This is a genomic window from Burkholderia sp. COPS, from assembly GCF_019425585.1.
Classification (GTDB): Bacteria; Pseudomonadota; Gammaproteobacteria; order Burkholderiales; family Burkholderiaceae; genus Burkholderia; species Burkholderia cepacia.
In genome coordinates this window covers 71,647-88,986 of sequence record NZ_WIXR01000013.1, presented here as the reverse complement: position 1 = coordinate 88,986, position 17,340 = coordinate 71,647, and the positions used below count along the sequence as shown (strand labels likewise).

Annotated in this window: 18 protein-coding genes; 10 read left to right on the top strand and 8 right to left on the bottom strand. The window is 68.2% G+C overall.

Annotation, left to right across the window (positions count from 1 at the left end; all coding sequences use genetic code 11):
- Positions 1-49: 49 nt before the first annotated feature.
- The 3 genes from FOZ70_RS11140 to FOZ70_RS11130 all read right to left on the bottom strand — a co-directional run bounded on the left by FOZ70_RS11140 (position 50) and on the right by FOZ70_RS11130 (position 4,072).
- Positions 50-814: an N-acetylmuramoyl-L-alanine amidase gene (locus FOZ70_RS11140; RefSeq protein ID WP_219705890.1), complete on the bottom strand. Its 765-nt coding sequence runs from the start codon at positions 812-814 to the stop codon at positions 50-52.
- A gap of 124 nt (positions 815-938) precedes the next feature.
- Complete coding sequence (locus FOZ70_RS11135; protein WP_027789559.1) at positions 939-2,558, bottom strand: NAD(P)-binding protein; 1,620 nt, start codon at positions 2,556-2,558, stop codon at positions 939-941.
- Complete coding sequence (locus tag FOZ70_RS11130; RefSeq protein ID WP_059812807.1) at positions 2,558-4,072, bottom strand: polyamine aminopropyltransferase; 1,515 nt, start codon at positions 4,070-4,072, stop codon at positions 2,558-2,560. Before FOZ70_RS11130 ends, FOZ70_RS11135 begins: the two co-directional genes overlap by 1 nt.
- A 121-nt stretch (positions 4,073-4,193) precedes the next feature.
- Here FOZ70_RS11130 and FOZ70_RS11125 point away from each other — a divergent pair, with 121 nt between their 5' ends.
- Genes FOZ70_RS11125 through FOZ70_RS11100 form a run of 6 tightly spaced genes read left to right on the top strand, consistent with a single transcriptional unit; the run spans position 4,194 to position 8,114 of the window.
- Positions 4,194-4,580, top strand: coding sequence for a DUF350 domain-containing protein (locus tag FOZ70_RS11125; protein ID WP_021163477.1), 387 nt, complete (start codon positions 4,194-4,196; stop codon positions 4,578-4,580).
- A 27-nt stretch (positions 4,581-4,607) separates the two neighbouring features.
- On the top strand, positions 4,608-5,648 hold the full coding sequence (locus FOZ70_RS11120; protein ID WP_048023271.1) for an SPFH domain-containing protein: 1,041 nt from the start codon (positions 4,608-4,610) through the stop codon (positions 5,646-5,648).
- Between the two features lie 9 nt (positions 5,649-5,657).
- The gene (locus tag FOZ70_RS11115; protein ID WP_059492112.1) at positions 5,658-7,175 is read left to right on the top strand and encodes a DUF4178 domain-containing protein; all 1,518 of its coding nucleotides are present in this window, start codon (positions 5,658-5,660) and stop codon (positions 7,173-7,175) included.
- Entirely contained in the window at positions 7,172-7,321 is a 150-nt protein-coding gene (locus tag FOZ70_RS11110) for a hypothetical protein (protein WP_153489189.1), read from the top strand. Before FOZ70_RS11115 ends, FOZ70_RS11110 begins: the two co-directional genes overlap by 4 nt.
- A complete protein-coding gene (speD, locus tag FOZ70_RS11105) occupies positions 7,318-7,713 on the top strand; it encodes an adenosylmethionine decarboxylase (protein WP_059650176.1) in 396 nt (131 codons plus the stop codon). The genes FOZ70_RS11110 and speD overlap by 4 nt, the downstream gene beginning before the upstream one ends.
- A 14-nt stretch (positions 7,714-7,727) precedes the next feature.
- Positions 7,728-8,114: a hypothetical protein gene (locus tag FOZ70_RS11100; RefSeq protein WP_059587004.1), complete on the top strand. Its 387-nt coding sequence runs from the start codon at positions 7,728-7,730 to the stop codon at positions 8,112-8,114.
- A gap of 173 nt (positions 8,115-8,287) precedes the next feature.
- Here FOZ70_RS11100 and FOZ70_RS11095 read toward each other — a convergent pair whose 3' ends face one another.
- From FOZ70_RS11095 to FOZ70_RS11085, 3 genes are all read right to left on the bottom strand, one after another.
- Positions 8,288-9,076, bottom strand: coding sequence for a lysozyme inhibitor LprI family protein (locus FOZ70_RS11095; RefSeq protein WP_219705889.1), 789 nt, complete (start codon positions 9,074-9,076; stop codon positions 8,288-8,290).
- A 121-nt stretch (positions 9,077-9,197) separates the two neighbouring features.
- Entirely contained in the window at positions 9,198-10,085 is an 888-nt protein-coding gene (locus tag FOZ70_RS11090; RefSeq protein ID WP_059619322.1) for a DUF4261 domain-containing protein, read from the bottom strand.
- 213 nt (positions 10,086-10,298) lie between these two features.
- Positions 10,299-10,751, bottom strand: a complete 453-nt coding sequence (locus FOZ70_RS11085; RefSeq protein WP_021162997.1) for an SRPBCC family protein — start codon at positions 10,749-10,751, stop codon at positions 10,299-10,301.
- A 181-nt stretch (positions 10,752-10,932) separates the two neighbouring features.
- Here FOZ70_RS11085 and FOZ70_RS11080 point away from each other — a divergent pair, with 181 nt between their 5' ends.
- Both FOZ70_RS11080 and FOZ70_RS11075 read left to right on the top strand, forming a co-directional pair.
- On the top strand, positions 10,933-11,973 hold the full coding sequence (locus FOZ70_RS11080; protein ID WP_021162996.1) for a bifunctional nicotinamide-nucleotide adenylyltransferase/Nudix hydroxylase: 1,041 nt from the start codon (positions 10,933-10,935) through the stop codon (positions 11,971-11,973).
- 75 nt (positions 11,974-12,048) lie between these two features.
- Positions 12,049-13,482 (top strand): nicotinate phosphoribosyltransferase, encoded by a 1,434-nt coding sequence (locus tag FOZ70_RS11075; RefSeq protein ID WP_219705888.1) that lies wholly within the window; start codon positions 12,049-12,051, stop codon positions 13,480-13,482.
- Positions 13,483-13,647: 165 nt separating this feature from the next.
- Here the strand turns inward: FOZ70_RS11075 and FOZ70_RS11070 are convergent, their stop codons facing one another.
- Entirely contained in the window at positions 13,648-15,105 is a 1,458-nt protein-coding gene (locus FOZ70_RS11070; RefSeq protein WP_219705887.1) for a PLP-dependent aminotransferase family protein, read from the bottom strand.
- 126 nt (positions 15,106-15,231) lie between these two features.
- Between FOZ70_RS11070 and FOZ70_RS11065 the strand changes: the two genes are divergently transcribed.
- On the top strand, positions 15,232-16,119 hold the full coding sequence (locus tag FOZ70_RS11065; protein ID WP_021162993.1) for a DMT family transporter: 888 nt from the start codon (positions 15,232-15,234) through the stop codon (positions 16,117-16,119).
- A 58-nt stretch (positions 16,120-16,177) separates the two neighbouring features.
- Here FOZ70_RS11065 and FOZ70_RS11060 read toward each other — a convergent pair whose 3' ends face one another.
- Positions 16,178-16,546: a VOC family protein gene (locus tag FOZ70_RS11060; RefSeq protein WP_219705886.1), complete on the bottom strand. Its 369-nt coding sequence runs from the start codon at positions 16,544-16,546 to the stop codon at positions 16,178-16,180.
- Between the two features lie 77 nt (positions 16,547-16,623).
- On the opposite strand from FOZ70_RS11060, the gene FOZ70_RS11055 reads away from it, so the two are divergent.
- Positions 16,624-17,325, top strand: a complete 702-nt coding sequence (locus tag FOZ70_RS11055; protein ID WP_124923180.1) for a YafY family protein — start codon at positions 16,624-16,626, stop codon at positions 17,323-17,325.
- Positions 17,326-17,340: the final 15 nt, after the last annotated feature.

Sequence of the window (17,340 nt, the reverse complement as noted above, 5' to 3'; positions counted from 1 at the left end):
TGCTCCTGACTGGGTGAAAACCGTTGGGCCCGATGGGCGATTGCATCGTTTATTGCGGCGTGGTGCACGCGTCGATCCCGCCCGCGATCGCGGCGGACAGCTTCTGGATCGTCTCGCGACGCGCAAGCCGTGCTTCCTCGTCCGGGTTGACGATCACGCCGGCCTCGACGAGCACGGCCGGAATCGGCGCGGTGCGCAGCACGACAAGATCGTCGAAGCGGTGAATGCCGAGTGGCGGATCGATCAGCGGGCGGTTCTCGCCGCGGATCGGCTGCGCGTGATACAGCGACGGCCGTTCGCCGGCCGCGACCAGCCGCTCGGCGATCGCCTTCGCGCAACGCAGGCTTTCCGCATAGTGCGGATTGCGTTCCGACACGAACACCGAGAAGCCGCGGAATTCGCGTTGCCGGCCGGCGTCGATGAACTGCTGCTGCATCGAGTCGTGGTGGATCGACACGAACAGGTTTGCGTCGGGCGCCTGGGTCGAGCGCTGGTCGAGCGAGATCTCGCGGCCGTCGGCCGACGTGCGCAGCACGCGGTCGCCATGCGCGGCGAGTTTTTCGGCGACCGCCGCGGACAGATCGAGGTTGTACAGGTATTCGACGCGGCCGCTCGCACCGGTGGAGCCCGGGTGAGCGGGCGTATGGCCGGTGTCGACGACGATGTAGCGCCCGGAGGCGGGTGCGGTGCCGGCGGTGGCCGCGGTGTCGGCCGCATGCAGCGCCGGCGGCACGCCGAGCAGCGCAGTGCAGGCGAGCACGCGCGCGGCGGCGCGCACGAACGGGCGAAGGCGTCGGATGGTTCGGTTCATCATTGTTGTTGTCGAGGAGGGCATACGGCGCGTCGGACGGCGCGGCACCGTCGGCCTGCTCAATGCAGTCGGAATGTCGCGCGATTATAGCGGCTGGCGGCGGCGCCGCAATGACGGATGACGGCGGTCAGGCCAGCACGCGCCGGGCGGCGAGCATGCCCCAGTACGACGCTTCCTCGAACAGCGACAGCCCGGACAGGTCCGCATGCGCGAACACGACGGGGCCGTCGGCCTCGCGCAGCGCGAGCAGCCCCGGCCGGCTCAGGAAGCCGACGTCGGGTGTCGCCATCGCATGGCCGCGCACGGTGATCTCAAGCGCCGTCGCGTGCTTCCAGAGTTCGCGTCCGTAGACGGCCTGCAGGTCGATCGCCGCCTGTTCGCGCAACGCATCGGGCCTGGCCTGGGCGAGCCAGCGGCGCGTGTCGTCCGGCGTTTGCGTACTCAACGCCTGATAGGCGGAGAACACCGAACGCGTCGGCGGCGACATCCGGATCAGCTGGTGCGTCGACACGACATAACCGAGCGCCGCGCCGTCGTACACGACGTTGTCCCACGCGAGTGGCACGCCCGCTTCCTCGGCCGGCATGCCGTCGAGCAGGAAGTTGGACACGAGCCACGGCGCGCGCGGCGGCAGGTCGCGCGCGGGGTCGAAGCCGTATGCGCCGAGCTGCGGAAACACGCGCGCCGCGACGAACAGCGGCATCGCGCTCACGACGCGCCGCGCCTTCAGCATGAACGTCGACAGCGCACCGTCGTTGCCGACGCGCGCGCACAGCACGTCGACGCCGCCCGCGCGTTCGGTCGCGCGTACCGCGAAGCCGTCGCGTGACCACGCGCCGGAGCCGGTGCGCGCGGTGATCGAATCGCTCAGCTTCGTCACCATCGTGTGCAGCCCGTCGGGCCAGGTCAGCACCGCGCCGTCGCTCGCATCGCCCGCGTGCCCACCGCGCGACGAGAAGTAGTGCAGGCCGGCCCAAGCGGACACGCGCTCGTACCCGGCGCCATAGTCGTCGCGGCAGCAGTAGTTCAGGTACCAGTGCAGCGCCTTTGCCGTGTAGCCCTCGTCGAGCAGCCACTGGCGGAACGAGCGCCGGTCCAGCGCGCGCCAGCGCGGGTCGCGCGACGATTCGGCAATCGGGATGCAGAACACCTTGCGGCCATCGGCGCCGCGCGCGGTGCGCAGCCCGTCGGTGTAGGCAAAGAACTTCGCCTGTTGCGCGAGTTCGTCTGCGCCGAGGCCGGCGGTCGGCACGATGCCGTCCTGCCACTGGCCGGCGATGAAGAGCCGTTCGTCGGGCGCATGCACGAGCGCGCGTTCGTCGTACACGGGGCGTGCGGAGAACGGCGCGGATTCGATCACGCCGAGATCGGCGAGCATGTCGCGCAGGTGCGCGGATTCGAGCGACGGCAGCGGCAGGTAGTGCGCGCCCTTTGGATAACCGAGATCGCCGAAGCGGCCGCCGGCGGCATTGCCGCCGAATTCGGGGCCCGCGAGCACAGTGAAGCGTGTGTGCCCTGCGCGCGCAAGCTGCCATGCGCACGACAGCCCGGCGGCACCCGCGCCGAGGATCGCGACGTCGGTTTCGATCGTGCCCGAAGGCGGCGGCAGCGTCGCATGATCGCGCAGCGCATGGCCTTCGCGCATGCCGGGGTAGCCGACCTGCGGCGTCGTCTCGATCCAGCCGGTGCGCCCGCAGGCGGCGAGCGATGCGGCGGCCGACGCGACGAGGAACGTGCGGCGGTCCATCAGCGCAGCACGTGCTTCCAGTCGTCGTCGAAGCGGCGCACGAGCGGCTGGTCGTTGAGTTCGTTCGGCGACATCGGCAGCGCCGGCATGTCGGCCGGGAAGTGGAACATCTCGGCGGCCGTCTGCGCGTCGAGCCAGCGGGTGGGCACCGAATAATGCGTCGGGACCGTGAAATCGCGGCGCTTGCCGGCGATCACGAAGCCCCAGTCGCCGAACGACGGCACGTAGCAGTGGTACGGCCACGTGTTGAGCCCCGCTTCGTGCAGCGTCGCGATGATGGTCCAGTACGCGTGCGGCGCGAAATACGGCGACGTCGACTGGATCACCGCATAGCCGTTCTCCGACAGGTGGCGCGCGAGCAGCCGGAACACGGGCACCGAATACAGCCGGCCGAGTCCGAAGTTGGTCGGGTCGGGGAAGTCGACCACGATCGCGTCGTACACGTCGGCGTTCGATTCGAGCCAGCGTATCGCGTCGTCGTTGATCACGTGCACGCGCGGGTCCTTCAGCGAGCCCTGGTTCAGCTTGACGAGCGGGGCGGACGTCGAGAACAGCTTCGTCATCGCGGGGTCGAGATCGACGAGCGTGATCTGTTCGAGGTTGCGGTGCTTCAGCAGTTCACGCACCGCGAGCCCGTCGCCGCCGCCGAGCACGAGCACGCGCTTCGCCCACGGCAGTGCCTCGATCGTCGGGTGGATCAGCGCTTCGTGATAACGATGCTCGTCGCGCGACGAGAACTGCAGGTTGCCGTTCAGGTACAGCCGCATGTCGTCGTGCCACTGGGTGAGCACGATGCGCTGGTACGGTGTCGTTTCCGAATAGATCGTCTCGTCGCCGTACACGCCGTGTTCGGCCCAGTGCGTGATGCGGTCGGACAGCACGAAGCCGGCGACGAGCAGCCCGATCACGAGCGACGCGCGCATCAGCTTGCCGCGCACGTTGCGGATCTCGTCGCGGAACAGGTGCGTCGTCCACAGCGCGACGAAGGCGTTCAGGAGCCCGAACAGGAAGCTGGTGCGCAGCAGGCCCAGGCGCGGCGCGAGCACGAGCGGAAAGATCAGCGACACGGCGAGCGAGCCGAGATAGTCGAACGTCAGCACTTCGCTGACGGTATGGCGGAATGCCTGGCGACGCTGCTGGAACGCGCGCATCACGAGCGGGATCTCCATCCCGATCAGCAGGCCGAGCGCGAGCACCAGTGCGTAAAGCGCCGCGCGGAACGGCGCGGCGAGCCAGGCGAATACCGCGAACAGCAGCGCGGCCGACACGCCGCCGAGCAGGCCGACCAGCAGCTCGATATCGACGAAGCGGTCGAGCACGTCGTCGTCCTCGACGAACTTCGCGAGCCAGGAGCCGATCCCCATCGCGAACAGGTAGCTGCCGATCACCGACGAGAACTGCAGGATCGAATCGCCGAGCAGGTAGCTCGACAGGGCGCTGCTGATCAGTTCGTAGCCGAGCCCGCACGACGCGAGCACGAGAATCGACAGGACGAGCGCACGCTTATGCAGCATGGCGCATCCGTTGTGCAGTGTTCGGCAATGTGGATATACTGGCGCGGAATTTTGTCCGCCGGCCCTGCGGGGGCCGGCCGGCGACGGGGCGGCGAACCGAGCACAAAATCCGAGGGAAAGAATGAATAGTGCCTATCTCTATGCGGTTCATTTACTGTCGGCGTTCGTGCTGCTTCTTGTGTTCGCGGCAGTGTACCTGAAGGTCACCCCGTTCGACGAACTGGCGCTGATCCGCGACGGCAACGCGGCCGCGACGCTGTCGTTCGGCGGTGCGCTGATCGGCTTCTGCCTGACGCTCGCGTCCAGCATCGCGCACAATTCCACACTCGGCGAAGTCGTGATCTGGGCCGTCGGCGCGATGGTCGTGCAACTGATCACCTATGCGGCGCTGACGCGCCTGATGCCCGGCATGAATCATGCGATCGAGGATCGCAACGTCGCAATGGGCGGCCTGATGGGCACCGCGTCGCTCGTCGTCGGCATCATCAATGCCGCCTGCCTGACCTGACGCGCCACGCGTTTCGAGGAGACCGACATGAGTCTGGGATCGTTTATCCGCAAGCAGTTCATCGACGTCCTGCAATGGACGGAAGACACCGACGGCGTGCTGGCCTGGCGTTATCCGATGGAAGACCAAGAAATCCAGTACGGCGGCAAGCTGACCGTGCGCGAAACGCAGGTCGCGATCTTCGTCAACGAAGGCAAGGTGGCCGACGTGTTCCAGCCGGGGCTGTACACGCTGGAAACGAATACGCTGCCGGTGCTCACGTACCTGAAGAACTGGGACAAACTCTTTCAGTCTCCTTTCAAGTCGGACGTCTATTTCTTCAGCACGCGGCTGCAGCTCGGCCGCCGCTGGGGTACCGCGCAGCCGGTGACGATCCGCGACCGCGAATTCGGTTTCGTGCAGGTGCGCGCGTTCGGCATCTATTCGTACCGGATCGTCGACGCGGCCGCGTTCTATCGCGAGGTCAGCGGCACGCGCGCGCAGTACACGGTCGACGAGGTCGAACAGCAACTGCGCAACCTCGTCGTGACCGCGATGAGCACGACGTTCGGCTCGGCCGACGTGCCGTTCGTCGACATGGCCGCGAACCAGTCGCTGTTGTCGCAGCGTGTCGCCGACGCGCTGGCGCCTGTCTTCACGCGCTACGGCCTCGCGCTCGACGCGTTCGCGGTCGAGAGCGTGTCGCTGCCGGCGGAACTGCAGAAGGCGCTCGACCTGCGGATCGGCGCGGGGATGGCCGGCGATCTCGCACGCGCCACGCAATACCAGACCGCGCAGGCGATTCCGCTCGCCGCGCAGAACCCGGGCGGCATCGCGGGCGTCGGCGCGGGGCTCGCCGCGGGCGCGGCGATCGGTCAGGCGATGGCCGGCCAGATCGCGGGCGCCGCGCAACCGGCGCCGGCCGCGCCGCCCGCGCCCGCTGCAGCGCCGGTGGCGGCCGCGCCGGCGGAAGGCACCGACTACGTGCAGCGGCTCGAACAGCTGAAGACGCTGTTCGACAAGGGCCTCGTGACCGAAGACGAATATTCGCGCGCGAAGGCCGAGATCCTCGCGAAGCTCACCCGGTAAGCGTCGCGCATGTTCAGTACCTCGTGCCCCCAGTGCGGCGCGCCGGTCGAGTTTCGCTCGGCGGCGGCGGTGATGGCCGTCTGCGCGTTCTGCCGCAGCACGCTGCTCAAGCGCGGGACCGACGTCGAGCGGATCGGCGAACTGGCCACGGTGCTCGACGATGCGTCGCCGATCCAGATCGGCACGGCCGGGCGCTATGGCAAGCGCACGTTCACGGTGCTCGGGCGCATCCAGATGACCTACGACGCCGGCGTGTGGAGCGAGTGGTATGTCGTGTTCGACGACGGCACGTTCGGCTGGCTGTCGGATGCGTCGGGCCAGTATGCGGTGACGGTGCGCGAGCCCGACGATGCGTCCGGCGGCGCGTGGCCCGCGTTCGGCACACTGGAGCCGGGCATGCGGATCGACCACGGCGGCCGCGCGTTTCTCGTGTCCGACGTGCGCACCGCGCGCTGCACGGGCGGCGACGGCGAGCTGCCGTTCCGCGTCGATGCCGGCTGGGAGGCGCGCGTCGTCGACCTGCGGACCGGCAACGCATTCGCGACGTACGACTATTCCGACGCCGATTCGAACGGCGGGAGTCCGGCCGTTTATACGGGCGAAGCGCTGGAGTTCGATGCGCTCGCGTTCACCGGGCTGCGCGATACCGACAACGATACGCGCGAGAAGCGCGGTGCGGAGATGGTGCCATTCGCGTGCCCGAGCTGCGGCGCGCCGCTGTCGTATGCGCCGAACGTGGCCGACTACGTGGTGTGCGGCAGTTGCCATGCGGGCGTGCAGTGCACGGCCGAGCAGCAGACCGTGTTCGCGGCACAGCGCAAGCTCGACGCGGTGAAGGGGGCGCTGGAACTCGGCGCGATCGGCACGTTCGACGGCGTGAAGTACACGGTGATCGGGATGATGCGCTGCCGCGTGCCGGGCGACGAGGAGACGTGGGACGAATACCTGCTGCTGAACCCGAAGCGCGGTTTCCTGTGGCTCGTGCAGAGCGAAGGGCGCTGGGAGCGTGTGCAGGTGCTCGACCAGTGGCCGACGATCGGCAGCGAGTCCGACGTGACCGACGGCGGCAAGACCTACCGCCTGCGCGAGGAATACGACTCGGAGGTCGTCTACGTGGTCGGCGCGTTCAACTGGCGCGTGCAGGTCGGCGATCGCACGTCGATCATCGACTATGGCTGGCAGAAGGACAAGCTGACGCGCGAGCGCAGCGACGCGGAGATCGTCTGGTCGCGCGCGCGGCCGCTGTCGGGCAGCACGCTCGCCGAACGCTTCGGCACGCCGGCGCTCGCGACGGCCGCGGCTGCTGCGACAACGGGTGCCGCCGCGTCGACCGGCCTGTTCGGCCGGAAAGGTCCGCACAGTTTCGCGCCGCTGCCGCTCGTGTTCAGCGCGCTGCTCGTGATCCTGAACATGGGCGCGCTGTTCTCGTTCAGCGGCCGCTCCGTTTACGTGCTGGTCGGCCTGCTGGTGCTGTGGCTGCCTGAATGGCTGTGGAAGAGTTTTGCGTCGGACGGGGGCAACGCGTGATCCGGTACATTCTCTACGGTGTCTACGGCCTGATCGTCGTCACGCTGTTCAGCTGCGCGTCGATCGGCGGCAGCGGTTCGGGCGGCGGGGGCTGGGGCAGTTCGTCGGCCCGCAGCGGCTACTCGTCGTACGGGTCGCACAAATGACCGCGCGCGACGGGATCGCGCCGCCGCGCGCGACGTTCGGCTCGCACGTGCTGGCCGACCTGGCCGGCATCGACGCGGCGTTGCTGCGCGACGCCGCACGGCTCGAGACGCTGCTCACCGAAGCGGCGCGGCAGGCGGGCGCGCGCGTGATCGGCGCGCATTTCCATCATTTCGGCGGCGAGCACGGCGTGACGGGTGTCGTGCTGCTCGCCGAATCGCACATCACGATCCATACGTGGCCCGAGCATCGCTTCGCGGCCGTCGACGCGTTCATGTGCGGCGCGGCGCGCGCGGCCGAGGCGGTCGATGCGATTGCCGCTGCGCTCGGCACGCAGGCGCAAGTCCGGCAGCAGGTTGCGCGCGGCGGTGCAGCCACGCGTGCGGGCGTTTGACTCTCGTTGCCGATATGCAGAACCACATTCGATTCTCCGCGTTGCTCGGCTGGGCACTGCTTGCCGGCCACGCTGCCGCCGATGTGCAGCCGAAGGCGCCGAGTCCGGTCGTGATGGTGCACTTCGATTACGACGAGAAGGACACGGCGCGCCTTCATGCGCTCGAGCAACGGCTGGATCGCGCGGTGAAGCGGGCCGGGGCCGGCGAACTGGGCGAGACCGAACTGCATCGCGACGGCAACGACGGGTATCTGTACCTGTATGGCGCCAGCGCCGACCGGCTGTATGCGGTGGCGCGCCCGATCCTGAAATCGTCAGGATGGCTGACCGGCATGGAGGTGACGTTGCGCCGCGACGCCGGTGCGCAGACGTTCCCGTTGCGCCGCGACGGCGCCCGTTAGTGCGAAGGTGCGCCGGGCGGCGCGGCGGGTGCCGCGGCCGTCGCGAATCGGGGCGGAAAAGGTGATTTCGTCATGGCCAACGTGGGCGACATGCCGTCGGGGCGTCATCGCGATGACGCATCGCTGCCCGGCGAGTCGTATCCGGGAGGCCGGACACCGTGACGCTCCGGCCGCTAGCGATCGAACCGGAACGTCGACACACTGTGCAGCGTCGCGTCGTCGGTGCCGACGAAGCCCTGCGTCCCCGCGACGGCCGAGCGCTGGCCGTTGCTCAGTACGGCCCAGTAGCATTCGCCGGCTGCCGAGTAAAAGCCGGTTTTCGGATCGCTGATGCGGCACATGATCGTCGCGCTCATGCCGTGCCAACCGGGACCGGAGATGCGCTCGACTTCCTGCGCGATGCCGGGGCCGTACGATGTCACCCATTTGCCGTCATCCTGCTTCACGAATCCCGCTTCCTTTTCCGCGACCGGCTCCAGTGCACCGTCGACGATCTCGAACGAGATGAACCTGCTGCTATAGGTCATGTTGCGGCCGACGATCGCGACGCAATGGTCGCTGCCGCCTTCCGGGCACGGCTTTTTCACCTGCCGGTTCGCGAGGTATTCGAACGAGATGCCGAGCGCAGGGTCGCGATAGGTTTTCCAGCCCGCGTGTTTCACCTGCTTCAGCGCCGCCGTGCGGTCGCGGTATGCGGCGGCGATGCAGGCGGCGTCGGCGCAGGCATCGCGCTGCTTGAGCCATGCGCGTTGCGACCGGATCACGGCCTGCTGGTCGGCGGCGATGCCGACTGCATCGTAGTACGCGTTCGACAATGCGCTGTCGGCCGACATGAGTGCCTCGTCGGCGCAGATCAGGTGCTCGGTGCGCGTCGTCGCACGTGCGCATTGGATGCCGTCGGCATGGGCCGACAACGAGAGGCCGATGGCGGCCAGCGCGAGACCAGGGCGGATGCCGAACACGGACGGCTCCTCAACGGGTTCGAACGGTGGCTGTCACGCCGCCGTCAGGTGACGCAATGGCGCACGCGGTTCGCGAAGCGTTGAACCCGTGCGCCATGCACCGGGATACGACGGGGCGAAATCAGCGATTGATTTCGTCCGCCGAGATCAGCTCGGCCACCAGCACCGGCGCCGGCCCCTGCAGGTAGTACTCGTGCTCGAGCGGTTCACGCAGCTTCATGAACGTTTCCGCGCCGACCTGCATCGTTTCGCCCGCGTGCATGCGCGCGCCGCTTTCGAGCAGGTAATGCATCACGCTGTTGAAGATGCCCGAATAGCGTTCGCCTTCGTGATGACCTTCCGCGAGCGCGGCGAAATCCGGAAGGCCGAACACGTCGGCGCCATAGGTGCGCATCCACACGCCCTGGACGCCTTCGACCTCGTATTTCACGAAGCCGCAGAAGAACAGGTTCAGCGGGATATTTCGCAGCACGTCGAGGCTTTCGTCGCCGAGTTCCTTCGCGTTGAAAACGCCCGCCGGCAGCGACGTGTGCGCGTGCTCGTTCAGCACCGCGAGGCCGTTCTGTTCGGCCAGCGCGCCGGCGACGGCCGCCAGTGCGACGTACTGGTCGAGCGGATTCGCCTCGTGCCCCGCGTAGTAGAGGATCACGTGGCTGCGGCTCGCGCGCACCTGCTGTTTCAGGTCCTGCCCGTAGTGGGCGGGCGCGACGCACGCTTCCAGCGCGTCGGACGGATAGGGCGCATCGAAGCCGACGAGCCGGACGACGTGGTTGCCCCAGCCGGCGAGCCCGAACACCTGCGAGAGCGTCGGCTCGGTTTCGACGCGCGCCTGCTTCATGCTCGGGTGGTACGCGCGCAGTGCGGCCGTCAGCGCGGCGATATCGACCTGCAGCGGCCCGTCGAAGACGACCGTCACGCTCAGCGGATTCTCGACGTCGGGTGCCGCGGCCAGTGCGACGGGGTTTTCGGGTACTTCCTTGCGGCCAAAGAATCGGGATATCAGGCTCATCGGATTATGTTCGTGTCGAAGCCGTTTCAGGGAGGGGGCCCCGTTCTCTCGGTCGGGGCGCGCCGTCAGGGTGACGGCCGCCCGTAGTTTCCTCGGGTTCGGCGAATCTGGCAAATGTGAGGTGAATGCGTGGAGGTGGGGCGGCGGCGCGTTCGAATGCATCCGGCAGGCGGGGGCGCAGACACGCCGGGCCGTGCGGCCGGCGCTCGCCGGTCAGTGCGGCAGCGCTTCCGCTTCGGCCCAGCGCTTGAACGAATCGAGACGCCGGCGCGTCTGCACGAGATAGAACGCGCCGATCAGCGGTTCGAGCAGCCAGCGCAGCCAGGCCGGCTGGGCGCGGAAGTGGTACGTGAATTTCACCTCGGTCGTGCCGGGCGTGCGCTCGGTGAAGTTCCAGCTGCCGCTGAAGCGTTCGAGCACTTTCGGGCCGTCGACCATTTCGACCGCCGCGACCTGCGGCGGCCGGTACGAGATGTAGCGCGACACCATCGTCGCGCCCGACTGGCTGCGGCAGAACGCGTCGACGCCGACGTCGGCCGTCGTGCCGTCGAGCAGATAGGCATCGGTGAGGAAGCTGTCCCACACGAGCCGCCGCGCGTAATCCTGCGACCACGTGAAGAGGCGCCTGCGATCGACGCCGACGGTCCGGCTGACTGAGATCCTCATGATGGCGGGTGCAATGGCGCGGATTGGGATGGATTCGAGTGTAACCCGCCGATTCACGGCATTTCTTCATACTTCGTCAAGTCGAGCAAGGGCTCGATTGACGACCTCCGGGATTTCCCCTACGATTCACACCAACCCTTCGGGAAAGACCCGAAGCGTTTCAATCTCTTGAGGGAGCCTCATGAGTACGCAACAGAACCGGCGCTTCGACGCGCTCGTTTTCATTGGTCGTTTCCAGCCTCCGCATCGTGGTCACCTGAACGTGCTGAAGTCGGCACTGAGCCGGGCCGAGCGCGTGTGCGTGCTGATCGGGTCGACCGACAAGCCCCGCACCATCAAGGATCCATTCTCGTTCGACGAGCGCCGCCAGATGCTGGCTTCGCTGCTCGACGCGTCCGAGCGCGACCGCGTGACGATCGCGCCGTTGCAGGATTCGACCTACAACGACGGCGACTGGGTGCGCTGGGTGCAGGACGCCGTCGCGTCCGCGCTCGGCGACGTCGCGCAGCGCAAGGTCGGGCTGATCGGCCACGAGAAGGACGCCACGTCGTATTACCTGCGGATGTTCCCGCAATGGGAGCTCGTAGACGTCGACGCGACGGAAGACATTTCCGCCACCGAGATCCGCGACCAGTATTTCGCCGAACGCCCCAACAGCTTCGTGCAGTGGGCCGTGCCGGAACCCGTGTTCGGCTGGCTCGAGCGTTTCCGCACGCAGCCGGAATTCGCGCAACTGAAGTCGGAAGCCGAATTCATCGCCGCGTATCGCAAGGCGTGGGCGGCCGCCCCGTATCCGGTCACGTTCGTGACGGTCGACGCGGTGGTCGTGCACTCGGGCCATATCCTGCTGGTGCGCCGCCGCAGCGAACCGGGCCGCGGCCTGTGGGCGCTGCCGGGCGGGTTCGTGAACCAGGACGAGCGGCTCGACGCGGCCTGCATCCGCGAGCTGCGCGAGGAGACCGGCCTGAAGCTGCCGGAGCCCGTGCTGCGCGGCTCGATCAAGGATCGCCAGGTGTTCGATCACCCGACGCGCTCGTTGCGCGGCCGCACGATCACGCACGCGTGCCTGTTCAATTTCCCGACCGGCGAACTGCCGCGCGTGAAGGGCAGCGACGACGCCGACAAGGCGCGCTGGGTGCCGCTGAACGAATTCGCGCAGATGCGCAACGTGATGTTCGAGGATCACTTCGACATCGCGTATCACTTCCTGGGGAAGCTTTGATCCGCTGATTCCCCCGCATTCCGGTCCGCCGCGACAGACGCGGCGGCACTTCAACGGCCTAGAGGAGCTCTAGCCATGCAAAACGTTCCCGGCGGCCTTGCCGCGGTTCTCGCCAATCCGATCCTCAACACGGATTCGTACAAGGCTTCCCACTTCCTGCAATATCCGCCCGACGCGCAGGCGATGTTCTCGTACGTCGAATCGCGTGGCGGCCGTTACGACCGCACGGTGTTCTTCGGACTGCAGATGTTGCTGAAGGAATATCTGTGCAAGCCGATCACGCACGCGATGATCGACGAGGCGCGCGATTTCTTCACGGTGCACGGCGAGCCGTTCAACGAAGCAGGCTGGCGTCATATCGTCGAACGCTACGACGGTTATCTGCCGGTGAAGATCCGTGCGGTGCCGGAGGGTTCGGTCGTGCCGGTGCACAACGTGCTGATGACGGTCGAATGCGACGACCCGCAGGTGTTCTGGCTCGCGTCGTATCTCGAGACGATGCTGCTGCGCGTCTGGTATCCGGTGACGGTCGCGACGCGCAGCTGGCACCTGCGGCAGACGATCCGCCGCTTCCTCGAAAAGACCGACGACGATCTCGCGCAACTGCCGTTCAAGCTGCACGACTTCGGCGCGCGCGGCGTGTCGAGCGCGGAGTCGGCCGCGATCGGCGGCGCGGCGCACCTCGTGAACTTCATGGGCTCGGACACGGTGCTCGGCGTGCTGGCCGCGAACCGCTTCTATCGCGAGCCGATGGCCGCGTACTCGGTGCCGGCGGCGGAGCACAGCACGATCACGTCGTGGGGGCGCGAACGCGAGGCCGACGCGTACCGGAACATGATTGCGCGCTTCGGCTTGCCCGGCGCGATCGTGTCGGTCGTGTCGGACTCCTACGATCTGTTCGCCGCACTCGACCTGTGGGGCGGCGAGCTTCGGCAGGCCGTGCTCGATTCGGGCGCGACGCTGGTCGTGCGTCCCGATTCGGGCGACCCCGTGAAGATCGTGCTGCAGACCGTGCGTGCGCTGGACGCGTCGTTCGGCTCGACCGTGAACGGCAAGGGGCGGCGCGTGCTGAACCGCGTGCGCGTGATCCAGGGCGATGGTGTCGACGAGCTGTCGATCGAAGCGATCCTTTCCGCGCTCGACGAAGCGGGTTACGCGGCCGGCAATGTGGTGTTCGGCATGGGTGGCGCGCTGCTGCAGCAGGTGAACCGCGATACGCAGCGTTTCGCGATGAAGTGCTCGGCGATCCGGCGCGGCGGCGAGTGGCACGACGTTCGCAAGGATCCGGTCACCGATCAGGGCAAGCGCTCGAAGAAAGGGCGGCTCACGCTGCTGCGCAATGTTCGAACCGGCGAGTATCGGACGACGACGCTGCCGGTTGCGTGGGACGACCGGATGCTGGAAGGCGAGTGGGAAGAAGCGCTCGAGACGGTGTTCGATACGGGGCGCCTGCTCGTCGATACGTCGTTTGCCGAGGTGCGGGCGAGGGCGCACGCAGGGGAGGTGTGACGCGGGCGGCGGGGTATCCCGCCGCGTCGTTCGCGTTCAGGCGGCGTGGGCGACGGGCGTGCACGGCACGGCGTCTGCGTCGACTTCTCCCGTCAGTACGTTCGCAGGCGCCGGCACGAAATTGATGTCGCCTTCATCGAAACCATCGAGCGCGCGCGCCTGCCGTCACGATTCGCGGGCGAGCGCGCGCCCCGCCGTGTCCTCCGCCCGCACCGCCTCCATCGCCCGCGCCAGCGCGTCGAACACCGCCGGCCCCTTGCAGCGCGACACGTTGAAGCGCATGAACGAGGTCGCGCCGTGCGACGCGCTGAACACGTTGCCCGGCGCGAGCACCACATCGTGATCGAGCGCATGGCGTGCGACACGCGCGGCGTCGAGCCCGTCGGGCAACTCCGCCCACACGAACAGGCCGCCGCGCGGCTCCGTCCAGATCCCGAGGCCCGCGCGTGCGAGGCGCCGGATCGTCTCGCCCATTGCATCCGCGAGACGCGCGCGCAGGCTGTCGAGATGGCGCCGGTACGTACCGTCGACGAGCAGCCGGTGCACGACGTTCGCGCCGATCTGCGCATGGCCGAACGACGTCGCGAGCTTCAGGTCGACGAGCGCCTCGATCCATTCCGGGCGCGCGGCGACATAGCCGCAGCGGACCGCGGCCGACAGCGTCTTCGAGAAGCTGCCGATCGACACGACACGCGACAGCCCGTCGAAGGCCGCGAGGCGCGGCGCGGGCGTGCTCTCGAAATCCGCGAAGATGTCGTCCTCGACGATCAGCAGGCCGTGCTCGGCCGCGAGCGTCAGCAGGCGGTGTGCGACGGGCGGCGCGAGCGTCGCGCCGGTCGGGTTGTGCAGCGCCGCGTTGGTGATGTACAGGCGCGGCCGGTGCTCGGCCAGCACCTGCTCGAAGCGCGCGAGATCGGGGCCGTTCGGCGTGTACGGGACGCTGACGATCCGCGCGCGATGCGCGCGCAGCAGCGCCTGGAAGTTGAAGTAGCACGGATCGTCGAGCACGACCGTGTCGCCCGGCTCCAGCAGCAGGCGGCACACGAGGTCGAGCGCATGCGTGCCGCCGTCGGTCAGCATGATCTGCGCGGGTTCCGCGTGGACGCCGTGCTGCGCGAGCCGCCAGGCGAGCTGCTGGCGCAGCGCGGGCAGGCCGAGCGGCGTCGCGTAATCGGTCAGCGCGTCGGATTCGTCGCGCGACACGGCGCGCAGCGCGCGGCGCAGGCTCTCGTCCGGCAGCCACGACGGCGGCAGCCATCCGCAGCCGGGCTTCACGGTCGTCGGCGCGGCCTCGAGCGACTGGCGCGACAGCCACAGCGGGTCGAGCTCGCGATCGAGACGCGGGCCGAGATCGGCGAGCGCGAGCGGCGGCGCGTGCCCCGACACGTAGAAGCCCGAGCCGCGCCGCGCGACGAGCACGCCTTCGCTCGAGAGCCGCTCGTATGCATCGACGACGGTCGATTTCGACACGCCCAGCCCGTCGGCCATCATCCGGATCGACGGGACGCGCGCACCGGGCATCAGCGCGCGGCTCGCGATCCGCGCGCGCAAGGTGTCCATCACGGTTTCCACGCGCGTGCGCGACGGCGCGGGCGGAACGGAAAGCGGGGCGGAATGGCTCATGGCGAAGAATGAACTGTACGGACGGTTGTCCAGTACAGTTTGTCGGAATTGTATTGGGCTGTAGCTTACGCGCTTTTCGCGGGCGGCGGATCATCGGTGATCCACTTTCCCCGTTCAGGATTTCCCGTGCAAAAGACGACCGACGGATGGCTCAGCGGCCTGCTGGGCGTGATCATCTTCAGCGGCTCGCTGCCCGCGACGCGTATCGCGGTGCAGGGGCTCGACCCGCTGTTCCTCACGTTCGCGCGCGCGACGATCGCCGGCGCGCTCGGCCTGCTGCTGCTCGTCGTGCTGAAGCAGCGGCGGCCGACCCGCGCCGAGGCCGTGTCGCTGGCCATCGTCGCGCTCGGGGTCGTCGTCGGTTTTCCGTTGCTGACGGCGCTCGCGCTGAAACATGTGACGTCCGCGCACGCGATCGTGTTCGTCGGGCTGCTGCCGCTCGCGACCGCGCTGTTCGGCGTGTGGCGCGGCGGCGAGCGGCCGCGGCTGCCGTTCTGGATCTTTTCGATCGTCGGCAGCGGTGCGGTGGCTGCGTTTGCGTTGCGCAACGGCGGCCAGGCGTCGGTGATCGGCGATGCGCTGATGCTGGCCGCGATCGTCGCATGCGGGCTGGGCTACGCGGAGGGCGCGCGCCTGTCGCGCCAGCTCGGCGGGTGGCAGGTGATCTCGTGGGCGCTCGTGCTTTCGCTGCCGCTGATGTTGCCGCTCACGTGGCTCACCTCGCCCGCGTCGTTCGACGGCGTCGATGCCGCCGCGCTATGGGGGCTCGCGTACGTGTCGCTGTTCAGCATGCTGATCGGCTTCGTGTTCTGGTATCGCGGGCTCGCGCTCGGCGGGATCGCGAGCGTCGGCCAGCTGCAGCTGCTGCAGCCGTTCTTCGGCCTGCTGCTGGCGGCCGGGCTGCTGCACGAGACGGTGCCGCCGTCGATGGTCGTCGTGACGGTCGTCGTGGTCGGCTGCGTGGCGGGCGCGAAATACTTCTCGAAAGTGGCACCCGTGCAGCGCGCGGGCTGACGCGCGCGCCTGGTAGAGGGAACGGGCGCGACCCGCCGCAGGTCGCGCCCGTTCGCGCTCAATCGTCCGGGGTACACACGCGCAAGCGGTGGCCGTCCGGGTCGAGCGCGACGAACGTCAGGCCGAACACGGCCGTCATCGGCGCCTGCTCGAACGTCACGCCGAGCGCCTTCCACGCTTCGTACAGGCGCCGCACCTCGTGGTCGTCGTCGACCATGAATGCCAGCTCCGAGCGGTGGCCGGCGCCGCCCGACACGAAATCGCGCGCGCGGGTCGACCACAGGCCCAGGTGCAACCCGTTGTCGAACGTGAATGCCGCATAGGTGGGAAACGCGGCGACGAGCGGGCGCCCGAACAGGCGCGCGTAGAACTGCGCGCTGCGCGTCGGGTCGTCGACATACAGGAGAACGAGATTCGGAGAGGTCATGCGGGGCCGTCCCGGGATCGATTAAGATGCGTCCCATTCTATGAACGGATGCTGTCAGAAAATGGCAGCATGGAACGATGACGCGTGCCGAACGATTGCTCGCGCTGCTGCAGGTGCTGCGGCGCCACCGCCGCCCGGTGAGCGGCCGCGTGCTGGCCGGGGAACTCGGCGTCAGCCTCCGTACGGTCTATCGCGATATCGCGTCGCTGCAGGCGCAGGGCGCGGACATCGACGGCGAGCCCGGTGTCGGTTATGTGCTGCGTGCCGGGTTCATGCTGCCGCCGCTGATGTTCTCGCAAACGGAGCTGGAAGCGCTGATGCTCGGTTTTCGCTGGGTTGGGAAGTTCGCCGATGCGCAGCTCACGACGGCTGCGTCCGATGCGCTCGCGAAGATCTCCGCGGTGTTGCCCGCCGAGCTGCGCCGCGAGATGGAATGCACGACGCTGCTCGTCGGCCCGCGCACGATCGTCGATCGGGAAACCGTCGACATGGGTGTCGTGCGCACGGCGATCCGTACCGAAAGCAAGCTCGGGATCCGCTACGCGGACGAGGGCCGGAGAACGGGCGGCGAACGGATCGTGTGGCCATTCGCGCTCGGCTATTTCAATGACGTGCGCATCCTGGCGGCGTGGTGCGAAGGCCGGAACGATTTCCGGCATTTCCGGACGGATCGCATCGTCGCGCTCGAACGGCTGGACGTGCGCTATCCGCGGCGGCGCGCGGCGTTGCTGAAGGCGTGGCGTGCGGCGGGCGCCGACGTGCGCGTGACGGTGAGGTGAGGGGGGCGAGGTGCG

What these genes read in the sequence shown, in the direction of transcription:
- FOZ70_RS11140 (WP_219705890.1), bottom strand. Translation starts at nt 814, where the DNA reads ATGATGAACCGAACCATCCGACGCCTTCGCCCGTTCGTGCGCGCCGCC.
- FOZ70_RS11135 (WP_027789559.1), bottom strand. Translation starts at nt 2,558, where the DNA reads ATGGACCGCCGCACGTTCCTCGTCGCGTCGGCCGCCGCATCGCTCGCC.
- FOZ70_RS11130 (WP_059812807.1), bottom strand. Translation starts at nt 4,072, where the DNA reads ATGCTGCATAAGCGTGCGCTCGTCCTGTCGATTCTCGTGCTCGCGTCG.
- FOZ70_RS11125 (WP_021163477.1), top strand. Translation starts at nt 4,194, where the DNA reads ATGAATAGTGCCTATCTCTATGCGGTTCATTTACTGTCGGCGTTCGTG.
- FOZ70_RS11120 (WP_048023271.1), top strand. Translation starts at nt 4,608, where the DNA reads ATGAGTCTGGGATCGTTTATCCGCAAGCAGTTCATCGACGTCCTGCAA.
- FOZ70_RS11115 (WP_059492112.1), top strand. Translation starts at nt 5,658, where the DNA reads ATGTTCAGTACCTCGTGCCCCCAGTGCGGCGCGCCGGTCGAGTTTCGC.
- speD (WP_059650176.1), top strand. Translation starts at nt 7,318, where the DNA reads ATGACCGCGCGCGACGGGATCGCGCCGCCGCGCGCGACGTTCGGCTCG.
- FOZ70_RS11100 (WP_059587004.1), top strand. Translation starts at nt 7,728, where the DNA reads ATGCAGAACCACATTCGATTCTCCGCGTTGCTCGGCTGGGCACTGCTT.
- FOZ70_RS11090 (WP_059619322.1), bottom strand. Translation starts at nt 10,085, where the DNA reads ATGAGCCTGATATCCCGATTCTTTGGCCGCAAGGAAGTACCCGAAAAC.
- FOZ70_RS11085 (WP_021162997.1), bottom strand. Translation starts at nt 10,751, where the DNA reads ATGAGGATCTCAGTCAGCCGGACCGTCGGCGTCGATCGCAGGCGCCTC.
- FOZ70_RS11080 (WP_021162996.1), top strand. Translation starts at nt 10,933, where the DNA reads ATGAGTACGCAACAGAACCGGCGCTTCGACGCGCTCGTTTTCATTGGT.
- FOZ70_RS11075 (WP_219705888.1), top strand. Translation starts at nt 12,049, where the DNA reads ATGCAAAACGTTCCCGGCGGCCTTGCCGCGGTTCTCGCCAATCCGATC.
- FOZ70_RS11070 (WP_219705887.1), bottom strand. Translation starts at nt 15,105, where the DNA reads ATGAGCCATTCCGCCCCGCTTTCCGTTCCGCCCGCGCCGTCGCGCACG.
- FOZ70_RS11060 (WP_219705886.1), bottom strand. Translation starts at nt 16,546, where the DNA reads ATGACCTCTCCGAATCTCGTTCTCCTGTATGTCGACGACCCGACGCGC.
- FOZ70_RS11055 (WP_124923180.1), top strand. Translation starts at nt 16,624, where the DNA reads ATGACGCGTGCCGAACGATTGCTCGCGCTGCTGCAGGTGCTGCGGCGC.